Annotated in this window: 29 protein-coding genes; 2 read left to right on the top strand and 27 right to left on the bottom strand. The window is 60.7% G+C overall.

What is annotated here, in order from left to right; genetic code table 11:
* Window positions 1-15: 15 nt before the first annotated feature.
* The 18 genes from ENJ54_03515 to ENJ54_03600 form a co-directional block, all read right to left on the bottom strand.
* Window positions 16-945, bottom strand: coding sequence for a 1-phosphofructokinase family hexose kinase (locus tag ENJ54_03515; protein ID HFC08916.1), 930 nt, complete (start codon window positions 943-945; stop codon window positions 16-18).
* Between the two features lie 24 nt (window positions 946-969).
* Window positions 970-2,208 carry a divalent metal cation transporter gene (locus tag ENJ54_03520; GenBank protein ID HFC08917.1) on the bottom strand — a complete coding sequence of 413 codons (1,239 nt, stop codon included), beginning with the start codon at window positions 2,206-2,208 and terminating at the stop codon, window positions 970-972.
* 4 nt (window positions 2,209-2,212) lie between these two features.
* Window positions 2,213-3,526 carry an amino acid permease gene (locus tag ENJ54_03525; protein ID HFC08918.1) on the bottom strand — a complete coding sequence of 438 codons (1,314 nt, stop codon included), beginning with the start codon at window positions 3,524-3,526 and terminating at the stop codon, window positions 2,213-2,215.
* A 54-nt stretch (window positions 3,527-3,580) separates the two neighbouring features.
* Entirely contained in the window at window positions 3,581-4,120 is a 540-nt protein-coding gene (locus tag ENJ54_03530) for a hypothetical protein (protein ID HFC08919.1), read from the bottom strand.
* Between the two features lie 201 nt (window positions 4,121-4,321).
* Entirely contained in the window at window positions 4,322-6,055 is a 1,734-nt protein-coding gene (gene ptsP / locus ENJ54_03535; GenBank protein HFC08920.1) for a phosphoenolpyruvate--protein phosphotransferase, read from the bottom strand.
* Window positions 6,048-7,034, bottom strand: coding sequence for a sugar-binding transcriptional regulator (locus ENJ54_03540; GenBank protein HFC08921.1), 987 nt, complete (start codon window positions 7,032-7,034; stop codon window positions 6,048-6,050). The genes ptsP and ENJ54_03540 overlap by 8 nt, the downstream gene beginning before the upstream one ends.
* A gap of 24 nt (window positions 7,035-7,058) precedes the next feature.
* Window positions 7,059-7,385 carry an HPr family phosphocarrier protein gene (locus tag ENJ54_03545; GenBank protein HFC08922.1) on the bottom strand — a complete coding sequence of 109 codons (327 nt, stop codon included), beginning with the start codon at window positions 7,383-7,385 and terminating at the stop codon, window positions 7,059-7,061.
* Window positions 7,385-7,780, bottom strand: coding sequence for a PTS-dependent dihydroxyacetone kinase phosphotransferase subunit DhaM (gene dhaM / locus ENJ54_03550; GenBank protein ID HFC08923.1), 396 nt, complete (start codon window positions 7,778-7,780; stop codon window positions 7,385-7,387). The genes ENJ54_03545 and dhaM overlap by 1 nt, the downstream gene beginning before the upstream one ends.
* The gene (locus ENJ54_03555; GenBank protein ID HFC08924.1) at window positions 7,777-8,415 is read right to left on the bottom strand and encodes an rRNA adenine methyltransferase; all 639 of its coding nucleotides are present in this window, start codon (window positions 8,413-8,415) and stop codon (window positions 7,777-7,779) included. The genes dhaM and ENJ54_03555 overlap by 4 nt, the downstream gene beginning before the upstream one ends.
* On the bottom strand, window positions 8,412-8,675 hold the full coding sequence (locus ENJ54_03560) for a hypothetical protein (protein ID HFC08925.1): 264 nt from the start codon (window positions 8,673-8,675) through the stop codon (window positions 8,412-8,414). Before ENJ54_03560 ends, ENJ54_03555 begins: the two co-directional genes overlap by 4 nt.
* Before the next feature lie 22 nt (window positions 8,676-8,697).
* Window positions 8,698-9,030, bottom strand: coding sequence for a hypothetical protein (locus ENJ54_03565; GenBank protein HFC08926.1), 333 nt, complete (start codon window positions 9,028-9,030; stop codon window positions 8,698-8,700).
* Window positions 9,031-9,040: 10 nt separating this feature from the next.
* A complete protein-coding gene (sdhC, locus tag ENJ54_03570) occupies window positions 9,041-9,442 on the bottom strand; it encodes a succinate dehydrogenase, cytochrome b556 subunit (GenBank protein HFC08927.1) in 402 nt (133 codons plus the stop codon).
* A gap of 18 nt (window positions 9,443-9,460) precedes the next feature.
* A complete protein-coding gene (locus tag ENJ54_03575) occupies window positions 9,461-10,159 on the bottom strand; it encodes a succinate dehydrogenase/fumarate reductase iron-sulfur subunit (protein HFC08928.1) in 699 nt (232 codons plus the stop codon).
* Window position 10,160: 1 nt separating this feature from the next.
* Window positions 10,161-11,333 carry an FAD-dependent oxidoreductase gene (locus tag ENJ54_03580; protein HFC08929.1) on the bottom strand — a complete coding sequence of 391 codons (1,173 nt, stop codon included), beginning with the start codon at window positions 11,331-11,333 and terminating at the stop codon, window positions 10,161-10,163.
* A gap of 83 nt (window positions 11,334-11,416) precedes the next feature.
* Window positions 11,417-12,925: a glycerol kinase gene (glpK, locus tag ENJ54_03585; GenBank protein ID HFC08930.1), complete on the bottom strand. Its 1,509-nt coding sequence runs from the start codon at window positions 12,923-12,925 to the stop codon at window positions 11,417-11,419.
* A gap of 19 nt (window positions 12,926-12,944) precedes the next feature.
* Window positions 12,945-13,583 (bottom strand): dihydroxyacetone kinase subunit L, encoded by a 639-nt coding sequence (gene dhaL / locus ENJ54_03590; GenBank protein ID HFC08931.1) that lies wholly within the window; start codon window positions 13,581-13,583, stop codon window positions 12,945-12,947.
* A 34-nt stretch (window positions 13,584-13,617) separates the two neighbouring features.
* Window positions 13,618-14,619 carry a dihydroxyacetone kinase subunit DhaK gene (dhaK, locus tag ENJ54_03595; GenBank protein HFC08932.1) on the bottom strand — a complete coding sequence of 334 codons (1,002 nt, stop codon included), beginning with the start codon at window positions 14,617-14,619 and terminating at the stop codon, window positions 13,618-13,620.
* A gap of 78 nt (window positions 14,620-14,697) precedes the next feature.
* Window positions 14,698-15,498, bottom strand: a complete 801-nt coding sequence (locus tag ENJ54_03600; protein HFC08933.1) for an aquaporin family protein — start codon at window positions 15,496-15,498, stop codon at window positions 14,698-14,700.
* 406 nt (window positions 15,499-15,904) lie between these two features.
* Here ENJ54_03600 and ENJ54_03605 point away from each other — a divergent pair, with 406 nt between their 5' ends.
* Together ENJ54_03605 and ENJ54_03610 are read left to right on the top strand one after the other, a co-directional pair.
* Window positions 15,905-16,588 (top strand): response regulator transcription factor, encoded by a 684-nt coding sequence (locus tag ENJ54_03605; GenBank protein HFC08934.1) that lies wholly within the window; start codon window positions 15,905-15,907, stop codon window positions 16,586-16,588.
* A complete protein-coding gene (locus ENJ54_03610; GenBank protein ID HFC08935.1) occupies window positions 16,585-17,769 on the top strand; it encodes a HAMP domain-containing protein in 1,185 nt (394 codons plus the stop codon). The genes ENJ54_03605 and ENJ54_03610 overlap by 4 nt, the downstream gene beginning before the upstream one ends.
* 78 nt (window positions 17,770-17,847) lie before the next feature.
* Here the strand turns inward: ENJ54_03610 and treS are convergent, their stop codons facing one another.
* The 9 genes from treS to ENJ54_03655 all read right to left on the bottom strand — a co-directional run bounded on the left by treS (window position 17,848) and on the right by ENJ54_03655 (window position 26,907).
* Window positions 17,848-19,458: a maltose alpha-D-glucosyltransferase gene (gene treS, locus ENJ54_03615; GenBank protein HFC08936.1), complete on the bottom strand. Its 1,611-nt coding sequence runs from the start codon at window positions 19,456-19,458 to the stop codon at window positions 17,848-17,850.
* A gap of 9 nt (window positions 19,459-19,467) precedes the next feature.
* Complete coding sequence (locus ENJ54_03620; protein HFC08937.1) at window positions 19,468-20,325, bottom strand: carbohydrate ABC transporter permease; 858 nt, start codon at window positions 20,323-20,325, stop codon at window positions 19,468-19,470.
* A gap of 2 nt (window positions 20,326-20,327) precedes the next feature.
* On the bottom strand, window positions 20,328-21,197 hold the full coding sequence (locus tag ENJ54_03625) for a sugar ABC transporter permease (protein HFC08938.1): 870 nt from the start codon (window positions 21,195-21,197) through the stop codon (window positions 20,328-20,330).
* 213 nt (window positions 21,198-21,410) lie between these two features.
* A complete protein-coding gene (locus ENJ54_03630; GenBank protein ID HFC08939.1) occupies window positions 21,411-22,724 on the bottom strand; it encodes a carbohydrate ABC transporter substrate-binding protein in 1,314 nt (437 codons plus the stop codon).
* Window positions 22,725-22,842: 118 nt separating this feature from the next.
* Window positions 22,843-23,907 carry a LacI family transcriptional regulator gene (locus ENJ54_03635; GenBank protein ID HFC08940.1) on the bottom strand — a complete coding sequence of 355 codons (1,065 nt, stop codon included), beginning with the start codon at window positions 23,905-23,907 and terminating at the stop codon, window positions 22,843-22,845.
* A 171-nt stretch (window positions 23,908-24,078) separates the two neighbouring features.
* Window positions 24,079-24,429 (bottom strand): hypothetical protein, encoded by a 351-nt coding sequence (locus ENJ54_03640; protein ID HFC08941.1) that lies wholly within the window; start codon window positions 24,427-24,429, stop codon window positions 24,079-24,081.
* Window positions 24,321-24,683 carry a hypothetical protein gene (locus tag ENJ54_03645; GenBank protein HFC08942.1) on the bottom strand — a complete coding sequence of 121 codons (363 nt, stop codon included), beginning with the start codon at window positions 24,681-24,683 and terminating at the stop codon, window positions 24,321-24,323. Before ENJ54_03645 ends, ENJ54_03640 begins: the two co-directional genes overlap by 109 nt.
* Window positions 24,583-24,834, bottom strand: a complete 252-nt coding sequence (locus ENJ54_03650) for a hypothetical protein (GenBank protein HFC08943.1) — start codon at window positions 24,832-24,834, stop codon at window positions 24,583-24,585. The genes ENJ54_03645 and ENJ54_03650 overlap by 101 nt, the downstream gene beginning before the upstream one ends.
* A 117-nt stretch (window positions 24,835-24,951) precedes the next feature.
* Window positions 24,952-26,907: a hypothetical protein gene (locus ENJ54_03655; protein ID HFC08944.1), complete on the bottom strand. Its 1,956-nt coding sequence runs from the start codon at window positions 26,905-26,907 to the stop codon at window positions 24,952-24,954.
* Window positions 26,908-26,938 lie beyond the last annotated feature (31 nt).

Genomic DNA, 26,938 nt, shown 5'->3' on the forward strand with positions numbered 1-26,938 from the left:
CTGCCCCCCCTGGCGCTATGCCAGCCTGCGCACCTTCACCTGCGCCATCAATCCGTCAAGTTCCTCCGGCGCAAACAACGCCGTGCCGGGGTGCGCGGCCGTCCCGCTGCCGCAACTGACTGCCAGCCGAAGGACGCCTTCCAGCGGCAAGCGGCGGGTCAGGCCGGCCACCAGGCCGCCCACCAGCGAGTCCCCCGCCCCCACCGTCGAGCGCACCCGCACTCGCGGGGCTGTCGCGTGGTAAGCGCCCTCCGGCCCCACCAGCAGCGCGCCTTCCTCGCCCAGCGAAACGCACACATAAGTGCTCCTGGCCTGCATTTTGACCGCTTCTTGCAGCACGTCGTCCAAGGTCAAAAGTTTTCGCCCGCAGAACATCTCCAGTTCGTAGCGGTTGGGCTTGACCAAAAAGGGGCGCGCCTCTAACGCCTCGGCCAGCATTTCGCCCTTGGTATCGACCACGGGCCTGGCCTCCACCTTGTGCAGCATCCGCACCAGGTCACGATAAACCGTAGGCGGCACGCCGGCAGGCAACGAACCCGTCACCACGCCAAACCCACCGGCCGAGGCTTCTACAAACTGGCGCTTGATCTCCTCCAGCGCCTCTGGCGGCACCTCCGGGCCAATACCGTCGAGCTCATACTGGGTGCGCGGCGACTTTTCCAAAATAGTGCAATTGATGCGGGTTTCGCCGGGAATGTTCACGACGCGGAAGTCATCCAGTTCATGGCGAACCAACCGCTGGACCAACAAGCCAATTTCGCCTGCCAGGAGGGCAAAATTGGTAGCCCGCACTTCCAGCCGTTTCAGCGCCCGCCCCACATTGATGCCATTGCCGCCGGGGTCAAAGCGCGTATGGTCGGCCCGGACCTTCTGGTCGGGAACGAGGGTGGGGAATTCGTAACTGACATCCAGACAAGGGTTAAGTGTAAGCGTAGCAACTTTCACGGTCGTTCCTTCCTTCTTTGAAGTTTAATGCAACACGAGCGCGGCCGCATCAGCCGCAAAGGCGATGAGAATGGTAAAAGCAGCAATGCCATTCACCCACAGCGGATTTTTGGCGCTTCCCACCACACGCCGATCGTTGGAAAGCACCAACAAAATGAGCATCAACACCGGCAGCAACACGCCATCCAACACTTGCGAGTAATACAATGCCTCGGCAGGGCGAAAATTCGGCCACAAAGAAATGAGCATACCGCCTCCCAGCGCTGCCACCAGCACCACCAGGAAACCACGAGCGTGCGCGCCTCTCGCGCCAAAGCCCTCCGGCCAGCCCATCAACTCGGCAATGGCATAGGCCGTGGAACCCGCCAGCACAGGCAGCGCCAACAACCCCGAGCCGACAATGCCCACGATGAAAATGGCAACGCCTGCTTTGCCCAGCGGCGCGAGCGCCTGGGCGGCGTCGGCCACGCTCTGAATATGACCTCCCCCCGCGTGGATGGTCATGGCCGCAGCCACAATGATGAAAAACGCGATGAGGTTGCTATACACCATGCCCGGCCACACCCCCAGCCCTGTTTCGCTGGCCTGAATGGTAATGCCTTCCTGCAATTCCTCAACCTCCTCGCCTGCCTGCCAGAACAGCAAGTAGGGCGAGATGGTCGTGCCCAGAAGCCCCAGGGAAGCCATCGTCCACGCTTTATGGCCGCCGATATGGGGCGCGAAAGTGGCCTGCAGAAGCGCCGCCCAATCGGGCTTTGCCATGATAGCAGCGGCCACATAAGCCAAAAGCACCGCCGTGAGGAACACCAAAATGCGCTTGATTTGGGTATAACCACGGTGAAGCACCACCAACAGCGAGACCAAAATGAGGGGGACAAAAAACTCCCAGCGAACCCCCGTGGCAATCTGAAGCGCAGAAGCCACCCCGGCAGCATCGGCAGCAATGGTAGCAATGTTGGCGATGGCTAAAACCAGCACAATGATTAGTGCCGCCGCCCGCCCGTACCGCTTCCTCACCACCGCGGCAAGGCCATCATGGGCAGCAACCGCAATCCGCGCGGCCATACTGTTCGCTGCGGCCAGCATGGGCGTCGAAAGCACCAACAGCCACAACTGGCTGAACCCGGTGGTCGCGCCCACCACCGTATAGGTCAACACCCCTGCCGGGTCATCCCCCGCGCCCCCTGTGATCAAGGCCGGCAGCGACTCTTTCAACAGTTCTTTCGCCCTGGCTTCCTCGCTTTCCAGGCGCTTATTTGCCATCAGCTCACCTTGGTGCCGCTCGTGAGAGCAAAGAGGCTTTCAACTGCCGCTTTCGCCGATAGTACAGCACCTCTAACGCATAACTCAGCACGAAAAGGCCGAGGGAAGTGAAAAACAAAGGCTTGTCTTGGTGCCATTGGTTGATCACCAACTCAATCGCCACCAGCGAGATGACCATCAGGTTGAAAAAGACAATGCCGCGGTGCCCCCCTACTTCCTCAGCCAACAAGAGGTGCGCATAAAGCACGAAAATGTAAATGACCGTCATAATCAAACTGGTCATAGAAGCAATTTCGCCAATGTCAAAAAACAGGGCGAAAACCATACCCAGCACCGCCGTAAGATACAACCCCAAATGCTCACTAAACCACTCTTTCCGCGAATACTCCTCGGGCAAAGGCAGTTCACCATCTTTCATCAAAGCGTACGCGACGTTGGCCCCCCCGTAAAGGGTGGCATTCAAGGCTGAGGATATCGAGAAAAGGGCACCAATGCTAAGAAGCAGGAAGCCAAACTGCCCCAGCGCCGGTTCAGCAGCCACGGCGAGGGCATTCTCCCCAAATTTTTGCAGTTCACCCATGGGCAAAGCGCCCACAGCCGCCACCGAGACGCCAATATAGACAATCATCACAATGACGATACTGATATAAATCGCCCGGGGCACGTTGCGCTGCGGGTCTTTCATGTTTTCGCTGGCATTGGTCACCAAACCAAAGCCCATGTAAGAGAGGAAGAAAATAATCGAAGCCGCGAGTACGCCGTTCAGGCCAGTCGGTGAGGCATCGGGCTTGAGATATCCGGGGTGGAGCACGGTGAAGCCAGCGACAATAAACACGCCCAACACCGTGAGTTTGACCATCACAATCCAAAACTCCGCTTTGCCCACGGCCTTTGCCCCGCCGAAATAATTCAACGAGCCGAACAAAGCAATCACCAGCACTTCAACCCCCATCTTCACCACCGGTGCACTCAAGCCAATCAAAGGCAAAAAATAGCCAGCAAAGCCCGACGCAAAAAGCGAAATCGAGACCACAAAACTAAGCCACATGAGGATGCTCAAAGTCCCCACAAGAGGGGAGTCGCCCAGCCCTTTCAAGATAAAGGCAATCGGCCCCGCGTTCGAGACAATTTTGCTTCCCATCTTGCCGTAGGAATATGCCACCATGGCCGCATAGACCCCCGAGACGACAAACGCCCAGGGGAGATCTCGGCCTGCAATTTGAACGCCCACCCCGAAAATCGAAAAGATACTGGCGCCAATCATGGTGCCCACGGCCATAGCGATGGCTTCGACTAACGAAATTTTGCCTTTACGCATGTCTTCCGCCTCCTCGCGAGTACACCTTCCACTTCCTCAGAGCACAACGCCCTATCATCGTCCACGCCGCAGCACCAACACCACCGCGCCGACCAACACAAAAGCCAAACCCAGACCCACCAGCGCGAACTTAACCGTGGCACAACCTGCCGCCAGGGAAGGCCAGAACTCCGCGCGCGAGCCCAACAGCCAGCGAATCAAGGCCCAGTTCTCCACAGCATCCAGCACAGCAGCCAAAACCTGCCCCCAGGCCAGCCCCACCGCCATCCGTGCAGCCGCGCCCCCTAACTTCTCCCCCACCAGCACACAACCCAGCCCGATGGTCAGAGCATAGAGCACCATGAAAAGATAATCAACCCCCAGGCTCAAGCCCGCGGCAATACGCGCCGTCGCATCCCACGACGCCAAAATCGCCTGCGCCTGCTCAGGACCGCCGGCAAACTCAAAAGAGACAATGCCATTCGGCGCGGCCGCGGTGTGCAAAGGCACATCCAGGGCGCTGATGGCAGCGAACACCACCAGCGTAGCGATCAATAACACCCCAAAAGCCGCACGGCGGTGCATCGGGGCCAGCCAACTCAAAGGGTGGGGCATCGTGAGACCTCCTTGGCGGGACAAACTTCACACACTGCTTCCATTGGTTTCGACAAAATACAGCCACAGGAAAGCGCTTCAGCGCGACTCCGCAAAGCACTACCGCCTGCGCAGCGCCATCGCGACGCGCTATGGTTATGATACCATGTTGCGCTGAATGCTCGCCTGCCCCCTATCAGCAGCCCCCCAGGCCCAGCGTGCTCAGGCACGGCGGGCTTTTTCCAGCCGTTCACGCACCTCTGCCGGAGAAGCCAGCGAAAGCACCTCTGTCGCGAGGGCCTGCGCCTCGGCAAGCGGCCATGCTCGCACCGCGGCTTTCACCGCCGGAATCGAAGGCGCGGCCATGCTCAGTTCATCCACACCCAGGCCCAAAAGCACCGGAGCAGCCAGCGGGTCACCGCCGAGTTCCCCGCACACCCCTACCCAAACATCGTGGGCATGGGCAGCCTCCACCACCTGCTTGATCAGCCGCAACACCGCAGGATGCAACGCGTCGGCCATCGGCCCCACCGCCGGGTGCGTGCGGTCGGCGGCCAGGGTATATTGCGAGAGGTCGTTGGTGCCAATGCTGAAGAAATCCACTTCGCGCGCGAGCACATCGGCCAGCACCGCCGCGGAGGGTATCTCGATCATCACTCCCACTTCCACGTTTTGCGCGTAAGGCAAGCCTTCTGCTTCCAACGCCTGACGAACAGCCGCCAGGTGGGTTTTAGCCGCGCACACTTCATCTACCGACGCCACCATGGGGAACATGATTTTGACGCCCTCGGCATTCGCGCCAGCGCGCAAAATCGCGCGCAGTTGGGTGCGGAACATTTCCGGATGCGCCAGAGAAAGGCGAATGCCCCGCTGGCCGAGGAAGGGATTGGCTTCGGCGGGCAGGTGCAGATACGGAATGTCTTTGTCGCCGCCAATGTCGGCGGTGCGGAAGATGACCGGCCGCCCGGCCATGACTTCCAGGTAAGGTGCATAAGCCGCCATTTGCTCTTCTTCGTCCGGCGGCGACGTCCGCTCCATGTAAAGGAATTCCGTGCGCAAGAGGCCTACGCCCTCGGCCCCGAAAGCCAGGGCCTGCTCGGCCTCCTCCCGGCCACCGCCGCCCAAATTAGCGCCAATTTCCACCCGGTGGCCGTCAGGCGTAATCGCGGGCGCGCCGGCCTCGGCCTGCGCGCTGCGGCGCGCCCGCGCCAGCGCGGTTTCCCGTTCCCGGTAGGCAGCCAGGGTGGCTTCCTCAGGGGAAACAATGACCTCGCCCGCCTCGCCATCGACGATCATCAAGACGCCTTCCCGTGCAGTTTCCAGCACGGCAGCATCAACCCCCACCACGGCAGGCAACCCCAAACCGCGCGCCAAAATGGCGACATGCGAGGTTTTGCTGCCCTGCACCGTGCAAAAACCGCGCACGAGTTCGTGAGGAAGCAAAATCGTCTGAGAAGGGGTGAGTTCCTGCGCCACAATCACAGAAGGCTTTTCGGGCTGGGCAATGGCCCCTGCCGTGCCGCTCAGATGAGCCGCGACCCGCGCACCGACGTCGCGCAAATCCACCGCGCGGGCGCTGAACACCGGGTCGTTCAACGCTTCAAGCATGGCCGCCTGGGCCTCAATGGCCTGCTGCCAGGCTGTGAGGGCGCTTGTGCCCTCGCGAATGGCCGCTTCGACCTGCTGCGTCAAGGTCGGGTCATCCAAAAACATGGCGTGGACTTTGAAAATCTCGGCCTCTTGCCCCCCCACACGACGCTGGGCTTCCTCATAGAGCCTTTGAATTTCTTCACGGGCGGCTTGCAAGGCGCGCTTCAGGCGGGCAAGTTCTTCTTCGGGGCTTCCCACCGATGCCGAGGCCCCCTGCCCCTTTGTGGAAGCAGCCGCAAACAAAAACGCCGGGGCAATTGCCACCCCGCCGGAAGCCGCAATGCCGCGAAATCGTCGTTCAGTCATGGTTTTGTCCTTGAGGCGTTGTGGCATCCAGGGAAAGGATCAATTCTGCGGCTTCGCTATCGGTCACCAGGTAATCAATGACACCGCTGCGCAACGCACCGAGGATGGCCGGGGCCTTTCTGCGTCCCCCAGCCACGCCCACCACCACGGGGATGCGCGTCAATCCTTCCCACGAGATGCCAATCAGCCGACGATGGAGGTCCAAATCGAGCAGTTCGCCATGCTGGTTATAGAAATAACCGCAGACATCCCCCACGCCGCCCAAGGCGGTAATCTGCTCCAGGTCGGCTTCCGAGAGCAGTTGCGCATTGAACATGCTGGAAAGCGTCGGCGGGGAAACCGCGCCAATGCCCACCAGGGCGATATCGGCCTGCTCGGCCAGCGCGATGGCATCGCGCACCGCTGGCGCGCTGACGATGGCCTCACGGGCTTCGGGGGTGCTGGCAAGCAAAGGGGCTGGCAGGTAACGGTATTGCCCAGAAAGCGTCTGCGCCAGCCAGCGGGTGAGGTCAGGGCCATCCAGCAAGGGGTTTACCGAGCCTACGGTGCCCATCAATTGCACCACGGTCACGCCTTTTTGGCGCGCCGAGCGCAAGGCGCTCACCACCTGATACACCCCGGTGCTCCAGGCAATGCCGAGTACCGACTTGCCTTCCAGCAACTCGGCCAGGCGGTTCGCGGCCAACACACCTAACGCCTGCACCACCTGCATATAGCCGCGCCCGCCCCGGTCCATCACCAGCGCTTCCTGCAAGGGGAAACGCCGTTCTAACCGTGATTGCAGTTCCGCCACCCGGCTCCACGGCCCTTGAATGCGAATTTCCACAATGCCAAGGTCGCGAGCCTCTGCCAACCAGCGCGAAACCTGCGAGCGGGAAACCCCCATCTCGCGCGCAATCTGCGCCTGTGTCAGATCTTGCTCATAATACAGGCGAGCCACGCGCGCCAGTTTCAGGTGATAGGGATCGGTGGTCGGCATACAATTTCACCCATCGGCGAGGTGTCAGCCCTTGCTTTCGGTTTTGCTTTCAGTTTCGGTTTCGCCTTCGCCAAAATTGCTTTCTGCCAACGCCTTCAGGGCTTGCAGCGCCTCCGCAGCATCTTCTCCCGAAGCGACGATCTCGATTTCGTGCCCCTGCGCCACACCAATGCTCATCACACCCAAGATGCTTTTGGCATCAACGAAGGGCGTGCCGCGGGTGATATTGCGGACCTGCACGTTGGCCTGGAACTCACCAGCCGTTTGGACAAACAACGCTGCGGGGCGCGCGTGTAGCCCTACGGGGTTATTGATTTGCAACACCAGGGATAAACTTTCGCCTTCGCTCATCACAAAATTTTCCTCATCGTGCTGGCAGCCTCGGCGGCCTTTTTGACTTCGTCTAACCCACGCCCCAGCGAGGCTTCCACAGCAGCCACAATGGCACCCTCGACCAGCGGGGCATCAGTCATTTGAATTTTTTCCTGTTGGTCGGCATCCATCATCTCGATGGCCATTTGGGCACTCATCACTGCACTGCCCAAATCCATCAGCACCAACACCCCATCGGGGGAATATGCGGCCTGCAAGGCTGCGAAAATCCGCTCGGCGTTGGTGCCCAGGGTTTCATCATCCACACCACCAGCGGCGGCAATTGCCACGCGCCCCTGGCTCATCTGTTCAGCCATTTCCTTGACGCCCTCGGCCACCTTGGCGCTGTGTGAAACAACAACGATTCCAATCATCTGCTTTGCTCCTTCGACGCGCGGCACCGAGGGCAAGTGGCAACTTCATGAACCGTCTCTTCTGTCCAGGGGTCATCCCAAGAAGGCGGCTCTTTGAACCCCACCGCGCCGCACGCACAAGCATACCATCCCGGCGGGGCCGCGTCAAGACTCATCCTCGGCGCCTGCAAATCCACGAGTTCGACGCCCATGTGCCAACGGGCGTTGGTAAACAAACGCTGCGCCCCCACGGCTTGCAGCCGTGAGAAAAAAACGGCGAAATGTTCCGAATGACGCACCAACAAGATCCCCGTGGTCACATCATGGGGAAAGGGGAAATCCAGTGCGTTGGCGCAAATAACTTGCAAATTGGGCGGTAGCCCGGCGCCCATGCGATGTAAAAAGTCGGCCACCAACGTCGGATGCACCTCTACCGCATAGACCTTGCGCACACGCCGGGCAGCCGCGACAGCCAGCCGGAAATCGCCTGCCCCAATGTCCAGCACGACGTCTTCGGGTTTCAAGTGCTCTAACACAAAAGCATACACCGAAGGATCGTAAGGGGCGTACCACACTTCCCAGGGGCTCAATCCCCGTTGCGCCGCAAACGCGGCCACGTCGCCCTGGAACTGCGGGGCCTTGGCTTCCCACTTCATCGTGAATGTAACCAACGGCTCAAAGTGAAAACGAACAGGAACACCAACCACATGGCAGCGGTCATCACGGCCGCGACTTTCAAACTCACCTGCCAGTCAGCCCCCGGAGGAGCAGACAGCCACACCAGCACAAACACCGCCAGGGTCAAAAGCACCATCAACACCGTGCCTGTCCGGCGGCTTATCCAGGGCTTTGCCGTGCTCTTCGTCGTGCTGACTTCTACGGCTTCTTGCTCTTGTGCATCCCGTTTTTTGCTCAAAACAACCTCCGGAAATCGGTTTTCACACAATGGCGGCGAACAACCAAAGCCCATAGCCAAACAACAACAGCCCAAGCAGGGTCAACGCGACGGTCACGCCTCGCGCGGTTTTGGCCGAGACACCGCTATCGAGCACAAGGGCACGCACACCAGCCAGCGCGTGGAAAATCACCGTGGCAAGAAACAGGATTTCCAGCGTCAGCACCCACGGGTTGGAAAGATAATCCACCACCTGCTGGTAAGTCAGCAGCCCTCCCGCGGCAAAGTGGTTGACAATCAGGTGCACCGCCAACAGCACCACCAGCAGCAATCCACTCAAAGCCTGCCAAACCCAGGTGTTCAGGCGTCGTGACATTGCGGTCTCCTTAGAGCATCAGCACGGCAGCAACGAGCGTCAACAGCGCCGAAAGCACCACCGTGCCCCAGAACATGGCTTCGTGCCGCTCCACGCCCACGTTGAGGCCCATGAGCATCAAGCGCAAGCCATTCAAGCCGTGGAAAAGTGTTGCGGCGATCAGCCCTACCTCAAGCACCGTAATCCAGAGGCTTTTCATGGCCGCCACCATGGCAGCGTATGCTTCTGGTCCACGAGCCAGATAACTCAAAAAGTAAAAATGGAGGAACAGGTAAAACACCAGCACCAAGCCGGTCAAACGGTGGAGTACGAAAGCCCAACCACCCACACTGCGTCCTCGCAGGCGGAACCAGTCGCCAAAACGGCGCTTCGGTTGACGCGGCTCAGGTCGTTGGTAAGTATCAGAAACCATGACGTCCTCCTCCAGCGCCTATTTGTGCTTGCCCGCGAGCAGTGTTTCCCGCAGGTACATGATCATGCTGCCCGGGTTGACGTCGTTGGGGCATGCCGCCGAACATTCCATGGCAGCATGGCAACGCCAGCACCCAGACTCGTTGTCTACCATCGCCAACACCGTGGGGACGCTCTGGCCGCGCGGCTCTTGCACTACTCGCGCTGCCGCAGCCAGGGCGGCCGGGCCCAGGTAGTCGGGGTCTGTCGCGACCACGGGGCACGCCGAGAGACACAAACCACACTCCAGACAGCTCTCAAAGCGCATGTAGGTGCCAACGGCTTCCGGCGGGGTGGCTTCCGGCCAATATTCGCTCTGGCGGATGTAAGGCATGCCCACCGGTTCGTATTTCTCGAAGAACGGCGTCATGTCTACCACCAGGTCGCTCACCAGCGGCGCGTTGCGGAGCGGCTCCACGACGACCGTCTTGGTTTTCAGCGCCAGGACATTGGTTACACAGGCCAACACCTCTTTGCCGTTGACCAGCATACCGCACGTGCCGCAGGAACCGTGGTGACACGAATGGCGGTAGGTCAGCGTGGGGTCATCCAGCCGCAGCATTTCCAACACATCGAGCACGGTGGTGTGGTCTTCCACTTCCACCTGGAAAGTATCGTAACGCGGCGGGTCGATTTCACCGGGCTTGTAGCGAAAGATTTTGAAGGTCACCGTTGCCATGTCACCACCTCCGCCGGTAGTAAGCGGTGTGCGGCAGCAAGACGACCTCACGGGTGCGGCACGGGGCGTCGAGACCCAATTTACGCACCACGACGTTGGCCGTCACTTCAGCCATGCCGCGGGCCGTGGTTGCCTTGCCTCCGGCGATGGTGACAAAGCCCTCGACCCCATCGCGGTCGGCGTGGTCGAAGCATTTGAAGGTACGGCTGAGTTCGCGGCCGGTGTGCGCGCCACCGGAACCGATCAGCGGCCTTGCCGCCGCCCATGCTGCGCGCATTTTCGCGTTTTTGATCGCCGGCACCAACACTGCCCCATATTCATACATCAGTTGGATGTGTTCTTTCTTCATCTCCAGGCGGTCAGGGTCTTCCACAACCCACGAGCTGGTGCCGATGACCGAAAGGGTGCGTTGAGGCACAATAATGTCGCCATCGCCCGAGCGGTGCATCCGGTTGAGGACCATGTTGTTCCACCGGCCGTACACGGCCACCAACACACCCGGGGAAGGCTGTAAGGGCACATGCACGCCTGCCATGGCCGCGATCTTCCCCGACCAGGCCCCGCCAGCGTTGACCACGATGTCGGCGCCAATGGTGTAGGTTTTTTCGGTCACATGGTCGCGCACCCGGACGCCCACCACGGTCTTGCCTTGCATGAGAAGTTCTTCGACTTCGGTATAGGTTTTGATGACCGCACCATTGCTTTGGGCCGTCGCCAAAAAGCGCAGGGGAAGCCGCATGGCATCCATCGTGCCGTCGGGCACTTCCACAGCGGCTTTGACTTCCGGGTTGAGGTTAGGCTCACGGGCCAGGGCTTCCTGAGGTGTGATTTCTTTATAAGGGATGCCGCAAGTTTCCAACCCCTCAAGGAAGGCCGGGCGGTAGGCCATATCTTCGTCGGTGATGGCAACAAAGAGGCCGTTGTTGAGTTCAAAGGAACCCGGTGCAATTTTGCGAAGGATGGTGTTTTCCTGGATACATTCTTTGGCGGATTCCTGGTCTTTGACCGCATAGCGCGCGCCGCTGTGAAGCAGGCCGTGGTGTCGGCCGCTGGTGCCCGAGGTAACCTCGCCGCGCTCCACAACGGTGACCTGCACGCCGCGCAGGCTCAGATCGTGCGCCAGCGCCGCGCCCGTCGCCCCGCCGCCGATAATGACCACATGGGGTTTGCTCATATCAGTGCTCCGGTATGCCTATGCGCCAGTACCCCCGTAGGGGCGACCGCGAGGGCCGCCCCTACGGACTGGAGGAGCTGGGTTTATTCAACCCAGTTGAAGGTGCGTTCCACTGCTTTGAGCCAGCCTTTGTAAAGGCGAGCGCGCTCGTCGGCGTCCATCTTCGGGTCCCAGGTGTGATCGATTTGCCAGTTGGCCCGCAGGTCATCCAGGTTGTTCCAGAAGCCCACGGCCAGACCGGCCGCATACGAAGCGCCCAACGAGGTGGTTTCAGCCACCTTGGGGCGTACCACGGGCACACCGAGGATGTCGGCCTGGAACTGCATGAGCAGTTCATTGTAAACCATGCCGCCGTCTACTTTCAAGGCTTTCAGGTCTACGCCCGAGTCTTTCTTCATGGCATCGAGCACTTCGCGGGTCTGGTAGGCTGTGGCTTCCAGCGCGGCGCGGCAGATATGGCCCTTCTTGATGTAGCGGGTCAGGCCCACGATCACGCCGCGAGCATCGGAGCGCCAGTAGGGGGCAAACAGGCCCGAGAAGGCCGGCACGAAGTAAATGCCGCCATTGTCTTCCACGCTGCGGGCGCAGGGTTCAATGTCGGCCGACTTTTCGAAGAATTCCAGGTTGTCGCGCAGCCACTGCACCAGCGCGCCGGTGATGGCGATGGAGCCTTCCAGCGCGTAGTGAGCCGGCTGGTCGCCAAACTTGTAGGCCAGGGTGGTGAGCAGCCCGCTCTTGCTGGGCACGGCCTCGGTGCCGGTGTTGAGCAGCATGAAGCAGCCCGTGCCGTAGGTGTTCTTGGCTTCACCGACATCGTAGCAGGTCTGCCCCACCAACGCAGCCTGTTGGTCGCCCAGGTCGCCCGCGACGGGGATTTCGTAGCCGAAGGGGCCGTCCTTGGTGGTCATGCCATAAACGGCACTGGAGGGTTTGATCTCGGGCAGCATCTGGCGCGGAATGCCCAAAATGCTCAGAATCTCGTCGTCCCAATCCAGGGTCTTGAGGTCCATCAGCATGGTGCGGCTGGCGTTGGTGACGTCGGTGATGTGCACGCCGCCGTTGGGGCCGCCAGTCAGCCACCAGATTTCCCACGAGTCAATGTTGCCAAAGAGGGCGTCGCCCTTCTCCGCCGCCTCACGCACGCCGGGGACGTTCTCCAAAATCCATTTGATTTTGGGGCCAGAGAAGTAGGTCGCCAGAGGAAGGCCCACTTTCGCGCGGAAGCGATCTTGCCCGCCTTCCTTTGCCAGGGTGTCGCAGATTTCCTTGGTGCGGGTGTCTTGCCAGACGATGGCATTGTAGAACGGCTTGCCGGTTTTGCGATCCCACACGATGGTGGTTTCGCGCTGGTTGGTGACGCCAATGGCTGCCAGCTCAGAGGGGTCCACACCGGCCTTTTCCAGCGCGCCCTTGATCACTTGCTGGGTGCGCTCCCAGATTTCCATCGGGTCGTGTTCCACCCAACCGGGCTTGGGGTAGATTTGCTCGTGCTCCAACTGGTGCACACCAACCACCTGGCCGGAATGGTCGAAAATCATAAAACGGGTGCTGGTCGTACCCTGATCTACTGCGCCAACATATTTCTTCGCCATCTCAACACTCCTTTCTTACTCAGGCGTCCGCATGGTTCCACACTTCGGCTGCGGACTTAAAGAGCAGATACGAGGAAGTCGCGCCGGGGTCTTGATGTCCGGCGCTGCGCTCGCCCAGGTAGCTGGCACGCCCTCGACGGGCCACAAGGGGAATGGTGGCTTTCATGCCTTCTTCGGCCGCAGCGGTGGCCTTTTCCAGCGCCGTGTGCAGGTCTTCACCGGCTTCCACGGCCTTTTGAAGGGCTTCCACTGCGGGGGTGAGAGCGTCCACCATAGTTTTATCGCCAGGCTCTGCTTTGCCGCGCTGTTTGACGCCTTCCAGCGCAGCCTGGAACATCTTCACGACGTCTTCAGGGCTCAGCGCGTCTTTGTTGCCTACCGCCATCCCCATGCGCATGAAAAGGGTACCATACAAGGGGCCCCCTGCGCCTCCCACGGTGGACACCAGCACCATCCCCACTTTCTTGAGGATGGTGCCGATGTCCTTGTCTTCCACGGTGGGGAGTTGGGCCATCACAGCCTCAAACCCTCGCTGCATGTTGATGCCGTGGTCGGCGTCCCCGATGGCAGCATCCAGCTGGGTGAGGTATTCCTTCTGCTCGTCAATGACGTGGGCGTAATGCTTGAGCCAGTTTAGCACATCGGCTTTGGTTACCATACCTCATCTCCCGCGTTCAAGGCATCGGGGTTGATTACATGCCCCACCGGAGGGCTGGCGTCTTCACCGGCGCGTCCCAGAACTTCAGGAGTTCGTCATCAACTCGCAAGAGGGTAATCGAGGTGCCTGCCATTTCCAGCGAGGTGATGTAGTTGCCGATGAGGTTGCGCTCAATCTTGATGCCTTTGGCATCGCAGATTTGCGCCAGGCGGCGATAGACGATGTAGAGTTCGATGAGCGGGGTACCGCCCATGCCGTTGACCATCGCAATGACGCGATCGCCGGACTTGAAGGGCAGGTCTTCCAGGATGGCTTCGGCGAGCATATCGACGATTTCGTCGGCGGGTTTGATCTTCATGCGGGTGCGGCCCGGTTCGCCGTGAATGCCGATGCCGATTTCCATCTCATCGTCGCCAATATCGAAGGTGGGCTTGCCGGCAACCGGCACGGTGCAGGAAGTCAGGGCCATGCCCATGCTGCGGCCGTTTTCGTTGACGCGCTTGGCAATTTCAGCCACTTTTGCCAGCGGAAGCCCGGCCTCAGCGGCGGCGCCGGCGATCTTTTCCACAAACACCGTCACACCCACACCGCGGCGCCCCTGCGTGTAGAGGCTGTCTTCCACCGCGACGTCGTCGTTGGTGATCACCGTCGCGACTTCAATGCCCTCGCTCTGCGCCATCTCAGCGGCCATTTCAAAGTTCATCACATCGCCGCTGTAGTTCTTGACGATGTGAAGCACGCCCGCGCCGCCGCTCACGGCCTTGGTGGCTTCATAAATCTGATCAGGGGTCGGCGAAGTGAACACTTCACCAGGGCAGGCCGCATCCAGCATGCCAACGCCCACATAGCCGCCGTGCAGGGGCTCGTGCCCGCTGCCGCCGCCGGAAACCAATGCGACTTTGCCTTTCACCGGCGCATCGGCGCGCACGATGTAGTGAGGGCTAATGTGCACCTTCACCAGGTCGGGGTGCGCAAGAGCGATGCCTTCCAGTTCTTCTTTTACGACATCTTCGGGCTTGTTAATCAGCTTTTTCATGGGTGTTGCCTCCTTGCAACATGAAGCGGGGGAAAGCGCGCGGCCTGACGGTCCTGCGCCTTCCCCCGACAAACGACTTTACGATTCCTCAGCGGGCAGGAACGGCGTAATGAACCAATCGTAGGTGTACGCGCCCAACACGCCACCGACGAGCGGCCCTATGATGGGTGCGACGAGCCAGTACCAGCCATCGAACAAGCCCTTGGTGCCGACCAGGGTACCAAACACACGCGGACCAAAGTCACGCGCCGGGTTGATGGCGTATCCGCTGGGGCCGCCCAGCGACAAGCCAATGGCGATCACCACGAAGCCAATCAGGAAAGGCCACAGGTTGGCGCCCACCGGCACGTTCCTGCTGTCGATCAGGGCGTAGATGCCCCAGATCAGCATCGCCGTGCCGATAATCTCTGCCGCCGTCGCATTCCAGAGGGAATAATGCCCCACCGCGGCGGCGCCTTGCGCGCTGCCCCAGAAGGCCTTGCCGAACACCGAGCCCCAGCCCGTGCACCAAACGTTCGGCATGCCAGCAGCCTTCAGGCCGTCATAATAGACAATGTACACGCCCAGGGCGCCCAGGAAAGCGCCAATCACCTGCGCTACCCAGTACACCAGCACCTTCGACCAGGCGAACCCACGCTTGACAGCCGCCGCCAGGGTCACGGCGGGGTTAATGTGGGCGCCCGTAATGCCGCCGGCCACATACACAGCAACGGCTACGGCCAAACCCCATCCCCAGGCGATGGTGTTCCAGTCGTAGCCGGGAGCGGCCAGGCGCGGCGCCAAACCAACATTAGCCACTACGCCGTCGCCAAAAAGAATAAGGACAAACGTGCCGACGAGTTCGGCAACAAACTCACCCCATAAACCTTTCTCCTTCATCTTTTCATCTCCTTGTGAGACGTGGAAAAACGGACGAATAAGAGAAGACAAAACTTGCAGGAGCGTTTATTCATTTGTCGCTATCTTGGCTGCCCGTCACCTCCTTCCCAGCGCACAAGTTTCACACAGCGGTCACGACGATCATTTCTCCGCGTTCGCGCACAGATGTGCACGCATTGCACAAATGACACAAACACTATAGCAAATTTTAAAGGCAATGTCAATAGGAAAATGCCACAAAATGACATTTTGCCCCTGCGAATTTTCGTTTCCTGCGTCCCTTGGCAGCAGCATCACTTGCCATGCGAAAGGCGCGCTTAAACCACCTTTCCCCGCAGGCCCGGGGAACCCAACCGCCCCAACGCCAATGGTACAATCGTTCCATCCCTTTCCCTGGAGCGAAATGATGGACAGAGCCAAAGTATTGGTCGTGGATGACGAGCCCCCTATCGTGCGCGCCGTTCAAGCCTACCTCGAAAAAGAAGGCTTCCAGGTTTACACCGCGACCGACGGCCCGGGGGCGCTGAAAGCAGCCCGTGCCTTCCGCCCCGACGTCATTGTGCTGGATATCATGCTCCCCGGCATGGACGGGCTGGAAGTGCTCACCACCCTGCGGCGGGAATCTGACGTCTACATCATTTTGCTAACCGCGCGCGTGGACGAAACCGACCGCGTGGTGGGTCTCACGCTGGGGGCCGACGATTATGTCACCAAGCCCTTCAGCCCGCGCGAGTTGGCCGCCCGCATCCGGGCAGCCCTGCGGCGGCTGGGCAAAACCGGTGAAAACAAATCCTCCCTGCTCTTCCGCGGCTTGCGCATCGACCCATCCGCCCGGCGCGTGTGGCTGCACGACGAAGAGCTGCACCTCACCCCCCGGGAATTCGAATTGCTCCAGGCCTTAGCCGAACACAACGGCATGGTGCTCAGCCGGGCCCAACTGCTGGAACGCGTCTGGGGCACCTACTACGGCGACGACCGCGTGGTCGATGTGCACATTGGCAACCTGCGCCGCAAACTCGGGCCGTTAGGCGCGTGGATTGCCACCGTGCGCGGCGTCGGTTACCGCTTCGATGGAGAACCTGCCCTATGAACCGTCTCTTGGCGTGGTGGCATCGCCACCTGGCTGCTAAACTGTTCCTCGCTCACCTGCTCGTCATCGCCGTGGGCGGGGTCGTGCTGCTGGCCGCGGGAGAGTCAATCGCGCCCAAAGCCTTCGACCGCCATCTGGCCGCGATGGCGCAAATGATGCAAAGGATGATGCGGCACGGCGCCGCCTGGGGGAACACCACCGACCTGAACGCCGACCTCTTTCAAAATTTTCGCGCCGCTCTCAACGAAGCCATGCTCATGGCCATGCTGGCCGCAGGAAGCCTCGCGGCCGTCGCCAGCTGGTTTGTCAGCCGCCGCATCGTCGCGCCCATCCAGGCCATGTCGCGCGCCAGCCGCCGCATCGCCGAAGGGCACTACGACGAGCGCGTGAGCGTGCCTTCCCACACCCTGGAACACACCGACGAACTGGGGGAACTGGCCTTAAACTTCAACCGTATGGCCGCTCAACTGGCCCACACCGAAGAAGCCCGCCGCCAATGGCTGGCCGACATTTCTCACGAAATGCGCACCCCGCTGGCATCCATCCTTGCTTACGCGGAAGGCCTGCAAGACGAAGTGCTGCCCCAGGAGCCGGAAACCTATGCCCAAATTGTGCGCGAGGCCCGTCGCCTACAACGGCTGGTTGACGATTTACACGAATTGAGCCGCCTGGAAGCAGGGGCGTTCACGCTGGAACGCCGGGCCCTGCCGCCCAAACAACTGGTTGACAACATCCTCCAGCGCTTTGCCCCCACGGCAGCCGCCAAAGGAGTCACACTCGCGGCCGAAGTGCCAGCCCACACCCCCGCTGTGTGGGCCGACGAAGAGCGCATCACCCAAGTGCTCAGCAACCTGGTTGACAACGCCCTGCGCCATACCCCACCCGGCGGGCAGGTGACTGTGCGCATCGTGCCGCCAAACGCCTCAGACGGGGAAAAGAAGATGGTGCGCTTTGAAGTGCGCGACACAGGGGAAGGCATTCCCCAGGAACACCTGCCGCATCTGTTCAAGCGCTTTTACCGGGTTGACCCTTCGCGATCGCGCACGCGCGGCGGCAGCGGCATCGGCCTGACCATCGCGCGCCTGTTGGTGGAAGCCCACGGGGGGCGCATTTGGGCCGAAAGCGGCGGTCAGGGGCAGGGGAGCACTTTTCTCTTCACCCTGCCCGTGGCAAGCCATTAACCTTCCCCTTCAGCCTCCACTTTTCCCCTTGCGCTGCCCCTAACACCTCAGTCCAGGCCTTCCCCCAGGCAAGCAAGCTCAGCCCCTTTGCCGCAGCCACAGAAAGCCATAAGGCCCGAAAGTGTAGGGGGTTCCCCCGCTCAAGGCGCGGTGGGCGAAAAGGTCCATGTATTCGCCCGGGGGCAGGGTAATGGTTTGGCTTTCGTGGCTCAGGTTGTTGATGATGAACAGGGTTTCACCGCGGTGACGGCGACGATAGGCCGCGATGTGCTCTGCGCCGAAATCTACCCAGGCGAGGTCACCCCAGCCCAGGGCCGGGTGGGCTTTGCGCACCGCGATCATCGTGCGGATGGTGTTGAGCAAGGAATGGGGGTCCGCCTGCTGGGCGGCCACGTTGACCCGCTGGTAACCGTATTCTGGGTCGTCAATCACGGGCAAATAAGGCTGAACATCGGACGCGGTGAAGCCCCCCTGGGGGGCGGCCGTCCACTGCATGGGGGTGCGCACGCCGTCGCGGTCTTCCAGCCAGATATTGTCGCCCATGCCGATTTCATCACCGTAATAGATGATGGGGGTGCCCGGCAGGGTGAAGAGCAGGGAATTGGCCAGCGCGATTTTGGCGCGGTTGTTATCCAGCAAGGGGGCCAGGCGGCGGCGGATGCCCAGGTTGAGGCGCATTCGCGGATGCGGGGCATACTGCGCCCACATCCATTGGCGCTCTTCCTCGGTCACCATTTCCAGGGTGAGTTCGTCGTGGTTGCGTAAAAAAGTGCACCACTGGCAATTGGGCGGAATAGGCGGGGTGGCTTCCAGAATGCTCACTAAATCGCCGCGTGCTTCCTTTTTAAGGGCCATAAAAATGCGCGGCATGAGAGGAAAATGAAAGGCCATGTGGAACTCATCACCCGGAACCGAGGAGTCATGAAGGTCCCCGCCGAAGTAAGCGCGCACTGCTTCGGGCGGCTGGTTGGCTTCGCAGAGGAGCACGCGCTCGGGGTCGTAGGCATCCACAAAACGGCGCAGGCGCTTGAGGAAGGTGTGGGTTTCGGGCAGGTTTTCGCAGTTGGTGCCTTCCCGCTCGAAAAGGTAAGGCACCGCGTCGGCTCGGAAGCCATCAAGGCCCATTTCCAGCCAAAAGCGCACCACACGGAGCATTTCTTCCTGCACCGCGGGGTTGTCGTAGTTCAAGTCGGGCTGGCAACTGTAAAACCGGTGCCAGTAATATTGCCCGGCTACCGGGTCCCAGGCCCAGTTGGATTTTTCGGTATCCAGAAAGATAATGCGGGCGTCGCGATATTTCTGGTCGGTATCGCTCCAAACGTAATAATCCCGATAGCGCGAGTGGGGGTTGCGGCGGGCTTCCTGAAACCAGGGGTGCTGGTCGGAGGTGTGATTGAGCACCAGGTCGGCAATGACCCGCATGCCGCGCTTGTGGGCTTCCCGGATGAGTTGGCGAAAGTCGTCTAAGGTGCCGTAATCGGGATGGATGTTGTAGTAATCCGCGATGTCGTAGCCGTCGTCTTTGAGCGGCGAAGGGTAAATCGGCAGCAGCCAGATGCAATCCACCCCAAGCCACTGCAGATAATCCAGTTTTTGGATAACGCCTTGCAGGTCGCCGCGGCCGTCGTGGTTGCTATCGTAGAATGCCCGGACGTAGAGTTCGTAGAAAACGGCGTTTTTGTACCACATATGCCCTCGTTAGCCTTTGACCGACCCGGCAAGGATACCACGCACAAAGTAGCGCTGCAAGGCGAGGAAGACCACCAGCGGGAAGGCCATGGAAACAAAGGCCGCCGCGGTCAGCAGGTGCCAGTTTTGCCCCAGCGAGTTGATCAAACTACTCAGTTTGAGGGTCAGCGGTGCGACCTTTTCTGTGCCGCCGAGGTAAATCAGGGCCACCAGCAGGTCGTTCCACACCCACAAAAACTGGAAGATAGCCAGCGAGGCCAACGCCGGGATGGAAAGCGGCAGCACCAGTCGGAAGAACGCCGTAAAGTCAGAAGCGCCATCCAGATAGGCGGATTCCAGCAAATCGCGCGGCAGGGCACCAAAGAAGTTGCGGAGCAAATAAATAGCAAAGGGCAGGCCGTAACCAGTGTGGGCCAGCCAAACTCCTAAATAGGTGCCAGCCAGGCCCAAATGGTTGTAAACCTTGAGCAAGGGAATCAGCGTCATTTGGAGCGGCACCACCATCAGGCCAACCACAATGCCAAAGAGCGCGTCGCGGCCGCGGAAGTCCATCCAGGCAAAGGCATAGGCCGCGAACGCAGCCACGCTGATGGGGATGATCGTCGCGGGAATGGTAATAATCAGGCTGTTGAGGAAGGCCCGCCCCATGCCCTGCGCGGTGAGGATATCAATGTAGTTCTTCAAGGTGAACTGGGTGAAATCAAAGGGATGGGCGAAAACGGTCCACCACCCCGTGCGCACAACAGCATCGGCGGGGCGCAGGGAACTGACAAACAGGCCGACGGTGGGAATCATCCAGACCACCGCGGCAGCAATCAAGATCACGTGGAGGGGCAGACGAGAAAGCCAGCGGAGCGCACGGGTCATCATTACATCGCCTCCTGTTCTCGGAAGCGGCGGTTGTTCACCAGCATCACCGGAACAATAGCCAGCAGGAGAATCACGGCAATTGCGCTGGCCCGGCCGAAGTTATAGTAGTGGAACATCTCTTTGTACATGCGATTCGCCATAACTTCGGTGCCGTAATTCCCGTTGGTCATCACATACACAATGTCGAAGACCTTGAGGACGTTGATGATCATGGTGGTGACCACCACGGCCAGGGTGGGCTTCATCAGGGGCAGCACGATTTTCCAAAAGATAATCCACTCATTCGCGCCGTCCACCCTGGCGGCTTCCAGCAGCTCTTTGGGAATGTTCTTGTAAGCCGCGGAAAGGATGACCATGTTGAAACCCGTCCAGATCCAGACCCCCACGGCGATGAGCGCAAAGTTGTTGATGGCACGATTGGTCAGCCAGCCCACGGGATGATGATGCAACAGTTCCACCCAAATGGCGTTGAGCACGCCAATTTGAGGCACGTGGATAGGGCGATAGGCGTACATGAACAGCCAAATGACACCAGCGCCCACAAAGGAAATCGCCATCGGCAGGAAGATAGCCGACTTGACAATCGATTCATAGCGCACCCGGTCGGCCATCACAGCCAGCACAAGCCCAAGGCCAACGGTCGCGCTGGTGAAGACCACAATCCACAACAAGTTGTTGCGGAAAGCAACGTGCATTGCGTTAGAAGTGAATACCCATTTGTAGTTTTCCAGCCCTACAAAGTGCTCTGAATGGGCATCCAGGAAACTGTAATAGGCCGTTGCCAGCGTAGGATAAACCAGGTAAGCCGTCACGATGAGCAACGCTGGGGCGAGATACAGCCAAGCCACCCACGACTTTCGCCAGTGCATGGATCTCTCCTCAAATGGCGCCGTTCAAAACGAGCGTTGAGACACACCCTCCCCCGAAGCCGCCCGCGCTGCTTTCCCCGAATGGGGAAGGAAGAAAGATGGGGGTTGAGGCAGGTGGGGCTTTGCCGGAGGGCGGCGCACAGACCGCCTTCCGGCCACCACCGGCAAAAAAGGGGCGACCCCCGCGGGGCCGCCCCTTCGGGTTTCAAGGCGTCACTGCTTGTACGCGTCTTTCGCCGCGGCTTCAATGTCTTGCAACACGGTATCCAAATCAGTGCCGCCGACGTAATCCAAGATGCCGGTCCAAAATGCGCCGGCGCCCACCGCGGGCGGCATCATATCCGAGCCGTCAAAGCGGGCAACTTTGGCGTTGATGATGGCTTCGGCCATCTTGCGGGTCAGCGCGTCGGGGTAAGCATCCAGGCTGACTTGTTTGTTAGCCGAGATGAAGCCACCCTTGGCAGCCCAGATTTCCTGCGGCTTGGCGCTGGCAAGGTATTCCACAAACTGGCGCACTTCGGGCGTGTCGTTGAGCATCACGATGACGTCGCCCGCAATCAGCGCCGGGGTGCCCCATTTTTCGTCGATGGGCGGCAGAACGAAGAAATCATAGTCTTCACCCGGCTTCAGCCCCTTGGGGAAGAAGCTGGTGATGAACGAAGCCTGGCGGTGCATGTAGCAGCCCGGCGGGTTGTCGAACAAGGGGCGCGGGGCGTCGCCAAAGTTGGTGTTCAGTTCACCTTGCGTGCCGCCCCAGACGTATTTGTCGTTGAGCGCGATTTTGCCGAAGATTTCCCACGCGTTCTTGACGGCAGGGTCGGTCCAGGGGATTTCGTGGCGCACCCACTTGTCGTACGTTTCAGGCCCGGCAGTGCGGAGCATGATGTCTTCAATCCAGTCGGTGCCAGGCCAGCCGCTGGCCGCGCCGCTTTCCAGCCCAATGCACCAGGGCGTGCCGCCGTCGGCCACGATTTGGTCCGAGAGGGCCATCATTTCATCCCACGTCTTGGGAATTTGATAGCCTTTGGCCTCAAAGGCCTTGGGGTCGTACCACACCAGGCTCTTGATGGCCACTTTGTAGAAAATGCCATAAAGGTGGCCGTCGTAGCTCGCCAGGTCAACCCACGATTGACCGTAGTCTTGCTTGACCTTGTTGACATCCATGAAGGAATCCAACGCCACGAGATGACCACCTTTGGCCAGCTCGTAAAGCAAGCCGGGGTTGGGCAAAATGGCGATGTCGGGCGGGTTCCCGGCCTGCACACGCGTGGTCAACACCGCGGACAGGTCACGCGTGCCTTCGAAAGCCACGCCGATGCCGGTTTTCTCGGTGAAGGGTTGCACAGCATCCTGGAAGGCCACGCGCTCGTCACCACCCCACACGCCCATCACGGTGATGGTCCCTTTGTGGGCCTGGACGGGCACGGTGACTTCAACCGTGCGTTCCACGGGCACGGTGACTTCGACGGTGCGCTCTACGGGCACGGTGACGGTGACGGTTTTTTGACCGCAGGCCACCAGCACCATGCTCAACGCAACCAAAAGGCTTAAAACAACCATCGCTTTGCGATAGCGAAACATGGACCTCCTCCTTAAAAATCATGCGCAAGGAACGAACGGGACAAAAGAGAGGGAATGCAAATCACTATTGGGCCGACTCACCTCCTTTTGGGGTTATGGCCGCGCCACACGAGGCGCGCACGATGAGTGAAGTTTGAAGTAAGATATGAGGTTGGAACGCTTTGCCGCGAGTAATGATTTCAATCAGCAGGTTGCCCGCTTCTTGCCCCAAACGAAAAGCCGGCACCCGAACAGTAGTCAGTGGTGGAATGGTAAAGCGGGTCGTCGTCAGGTCGTCGAAGCCCACAATGGCGACATCCTGGGGCACGCGTAGGCCGGCATCCCACACGGCCTTCAAGGCACCTAAGGCCACCATGTCGCTGGCAACGAAGACGGCCGTGGGACGGGGCAAGCACGCCAGGAGTTTCTGCATTGCGCGATAGCCGCTTTCCTCATCGAAGTTCCCCCACTGCACCCAGGCTTCGTCAGGCGTCACCCCCGCTTCTGCCAGCGCCTGGCGATAGCCTTCCAACCGCTGGCGGCTGGCGACATAATCGAGGGGGGCGTTGGTAATCATGCCAATGCGCCGATGCCCCAGACTCAGAAGATGCTCTGTGGCCTGGCGAGCGCCCTGGCGGTTATCCACGTCTACCCAGGGAATGTCGCTATCGGGCAACTGGCCGTGCAGCACCAGGGGAAAGCCTTGCTGGTGAAGGGCTTCCAGATAAGGGGAATCAGCCCGCGGCCCAGAGAGGATCAGCCCATCAGCATGGCGCCCCTGGGCAAGTTCCAGGAAGGCATCGTCGGGCTCATCGGGCTCCAGCGGGCGGAAGATGAGATGATAGCCATGTTGCCGCAGAGCGCGGGTGATGCCTTGAAGCAAGGCTGGCAGAAAGGCGTCACGATAGTCGGCATCGGGGCCGCGATGCCACACCAGCGCGACGGTAGCCGTTCTGCCCTGAGCCAGGCGTCGCGCTGAGGCGTGGGGGTAGTAGTGCAATTTGTGGGCAGCCTCGAGGACCCGCTGGCGGGTTTCGGGGCTGATGTGGGCATTCGGCGCGTTATTGAGCACCAGGGAAACCGTGGTGCGCGAGACGCCCGCGAGGCGAGCCACGTCGTAAGAAGTGGAACGTTTGGGGGAAGAAGCCATACACCGGACCTTTACCTGGTAACGCGCGTTACTTATCACACTTAGCGGAAGGAACGTCCCTCAGGGGCCTCACTTCCGCCTGTTTTCTTTTTTAGTAACACGCGTTACTAACGCCTGGGAACACGAACCGACCTTACTTCCTCTTTTATTATAGCCATGTTGGGGAAAAAGTCAACTGCCACTGCCTGGGCGTTTTGCTGCAGGTGGAACTGGCAACGCTGCCACGGAATGCCGCCAAACACCGCGTGCGGCTCGTAAACCGGCATAGTCGTCGCTGATGATGAGTTCCACACCCCGCAAGCCCCGTTGCGCCAGGCTCTGCAGGAAGGTGCGCCAGTGTACTTCCTGCTCGCTCAGAGCCACAGAAACCCCTAAAACGGTGCGTTTGCCGTCTTCTCGCACACCGACGGCCTTCACAAAACGGCCACATCTCGCACCTGACCACTCACCCGAACATGCTCGTAGTGGGCATCCAGATAGAGATAGGGTGTCGCCTGGGCGCTCAGGCTGCGCTCCCGCCAGCCCTGGAGCGTTTCGTCCAGGGCTTGTGCAACCTGGCTGACGGCTGTGGAAGGAATTTTCACGCCCAGGATCTTTTCCACGAGGACAGCCACTTTGCGGGTGGCCACACCGAGGACATACATCTCTGCAGGCGCCAGCATCATGGCCCGTTCACTACGCTGGCCTTTGGCGAGCACGGAGGGGTATGCGCACCTGGGACACCCGGAGTTCAATGGGGCCAAGGCGGGTTTCGAGGGCTTTGGGCTTGAAGCCATTGGCGTAATTCTGGCGGTCTGGGGTACGTTGGTAAGGTGCGGCTTGAAGGTCTTCCTGGCGCTCGGCGAGCATGGCGGCGTTGAGAAAGGCTTGGACAAGTGCAGGGAGCGCATCCAGACCTCGCTGAATCAGATCCTCCACCGGCCCCATCCTTTTTTACAGAAAAAAGTTTACACTACTGGCGCAGGGTAGGCTGCTGCAAACCGTAACGGGTTGGGGGCTTAGGGATGGACGCGCTGCAACGCGCCCATCCCTTTTCAACCTCGATTACGGGCAATAGCGCAATTGTGTTTGCTGCAACGTGCTTTCCGCACCGTTGCCCGCGTCGTCCACGGCTTTGATGTAGAATTCCACATAGCCGTCCCGTTGCTTCATCCAGCCTGCGGCTTCTTTGGTATTGACCAACACCTCAAAACCTACCTGACCGCCCATGGCCGCATCGTGTACCGGCGCGGTGTGCCAGGCGCTGGGTTTCCCGCCCTTGGGGGTGAAGCGGTAGACCAAGGTGATGTTGCTCTGGCTGATGCCGCCGTCATCCGTCACCCGCGCGGTCACGTGGAGGATGGTCGAGCCGCACAACCCCGGCCCGTAGAACACCTGGGATTCCAACGCCCGCACATCGCGGATGGTGGGCGGCGTGGTGTCCGAAGCCGGGGGCGGGGTGGGTGTCGGCGTAGGGGTTGGGGTAGGCGTGGGCGGTGGCGGCGGGGTGACAACGGGCACGGCTTCCAGACCCTCGATTTCGCCCAGGTAGGTCGCCACCCAGCAGTGCACCTGGTAAGGCTCCCAATATACATACAGCCACGAGTTGTCGGCCAGCCGTCCCTCGACGGGAACCTCACTGCCCGCCATCAGCGTGGCCACCGCGGCGTAAACCCGACTGGGGCCCTGGCGGCAGAAGGCGTTTTGCGTGGGATGGAAGACCAGCGGCACCGGGCTGGGCGGGGTGGGCGAGCCGTCCACCGGGTGCACCGTCAGAAACTGAAAGTCCCAGCCGAAGTCGGCGCTCACGCTGGTCTCCAGCGCGGCGGCGACGGGTTGGGCCGCCACGCCCTCGGTGGTCGCCGGGTGCGTCCACCGACCGGGGGGCAGGATGCCGTCGTTGGGCGTCTCGCCAGCGTCCACCTGGACGCAGAACGAACCCTCGGGAACGCCAAAGGCGTAGTGCCCCTCGCTGTCGGTGAGGGCGCTGTCGAAGAGCACCCCATCGCAACCGCCGACATACAGGTTCACCTTCACCCCTGCGATGCCCGGCTCGTCGGCCTGGCGGATGCCATCGCCGTGGACGCTGCCGTCGGCGTCCACTACACAGCCTTCCGGCGGCGGGTCGGGCAGGGGGCCGTCGGGCACGTCGCATAGGTCGTTCCAGACCACACCTTCGATCCGTCCCCAGGGCGCGCAGTCGCTGCCGGTGGGTGGGTTGACCAGAAAATGCCGCGTCTCGGAGTAGGGGCCCACGGTGCCGTCGGCCCGTACCGCGGCCACGCGCCAGTAGTAAATCTGGCAGGCTGACGGCTCATGCCCCAGGCCCCAGACGGTGGAGGGGTCGCCGGTGCCACCGTTCAGCCCCACGTCGACTGAAAAATCCGCTGCGGTGGATACCTCGATGCGATAGCCGTCCGGCAGGCAGGGCTCCGGATAGTCCCAAACGAAGGCATCTGCGGGGTAGTCGAAGGCCGCCCCGTTTTCGGGGGCGAGCAGCACCGGCGCGGCCAGGGCGGTGCCCGCGTCGCACATGGGGCCGGTGAAGAAAACGATTCGCCCGGCCGAGGCACCGGCCCGGCCATCGGAGCCCACCGCGTGGATGGACCAGGCGTAAGCCGTGGCGGGCTGGAGCGCGGTGGGAGGCGTCCAGCGCCGCGCGGTGGCGGGCAGGGCTTCGCGGACGACCGTGGCGTCGTCGAAGGTGGGGCCGGTGTAGAAGTACAGTTCGAAGTGGTCGGGCACGCAGGGGGTGGTCGCGTCGCCGTACTGCCAGGTGAGTTCCGGCGTCAGGGTGTCCACCACCGCCCGGTCGCCTGGGCTGGTTTGGGTCAGGGCGCCCATGTGCGCGGAATCGCACACGGGCAGGGGCAGCCCTGGGGCCGCCGTGGTGCCACCGGGAGCTATCGGCGTGGCTTGAGGCGCAGGCGTGGTCGGGAGGTTACAGGCGGCCAGCCCAAAGGTCAGCAGCAAGGCCGCGGTGAAAGGCCAAAAGCGGAAGAAAGATGAAATACGGCGCATGAGGTTCTCCTTTTGTATTCAGTGATGGGTA

The organism is Chloroflexota bacterium (assembly GCA_011322445.1).
In the GTDB taxonomy this organism is placed as follows: domain Bacteria; phylum Chloroflexota; class Anaerolineae; order Anaerolineales; family DRMV01; genus DRMV01.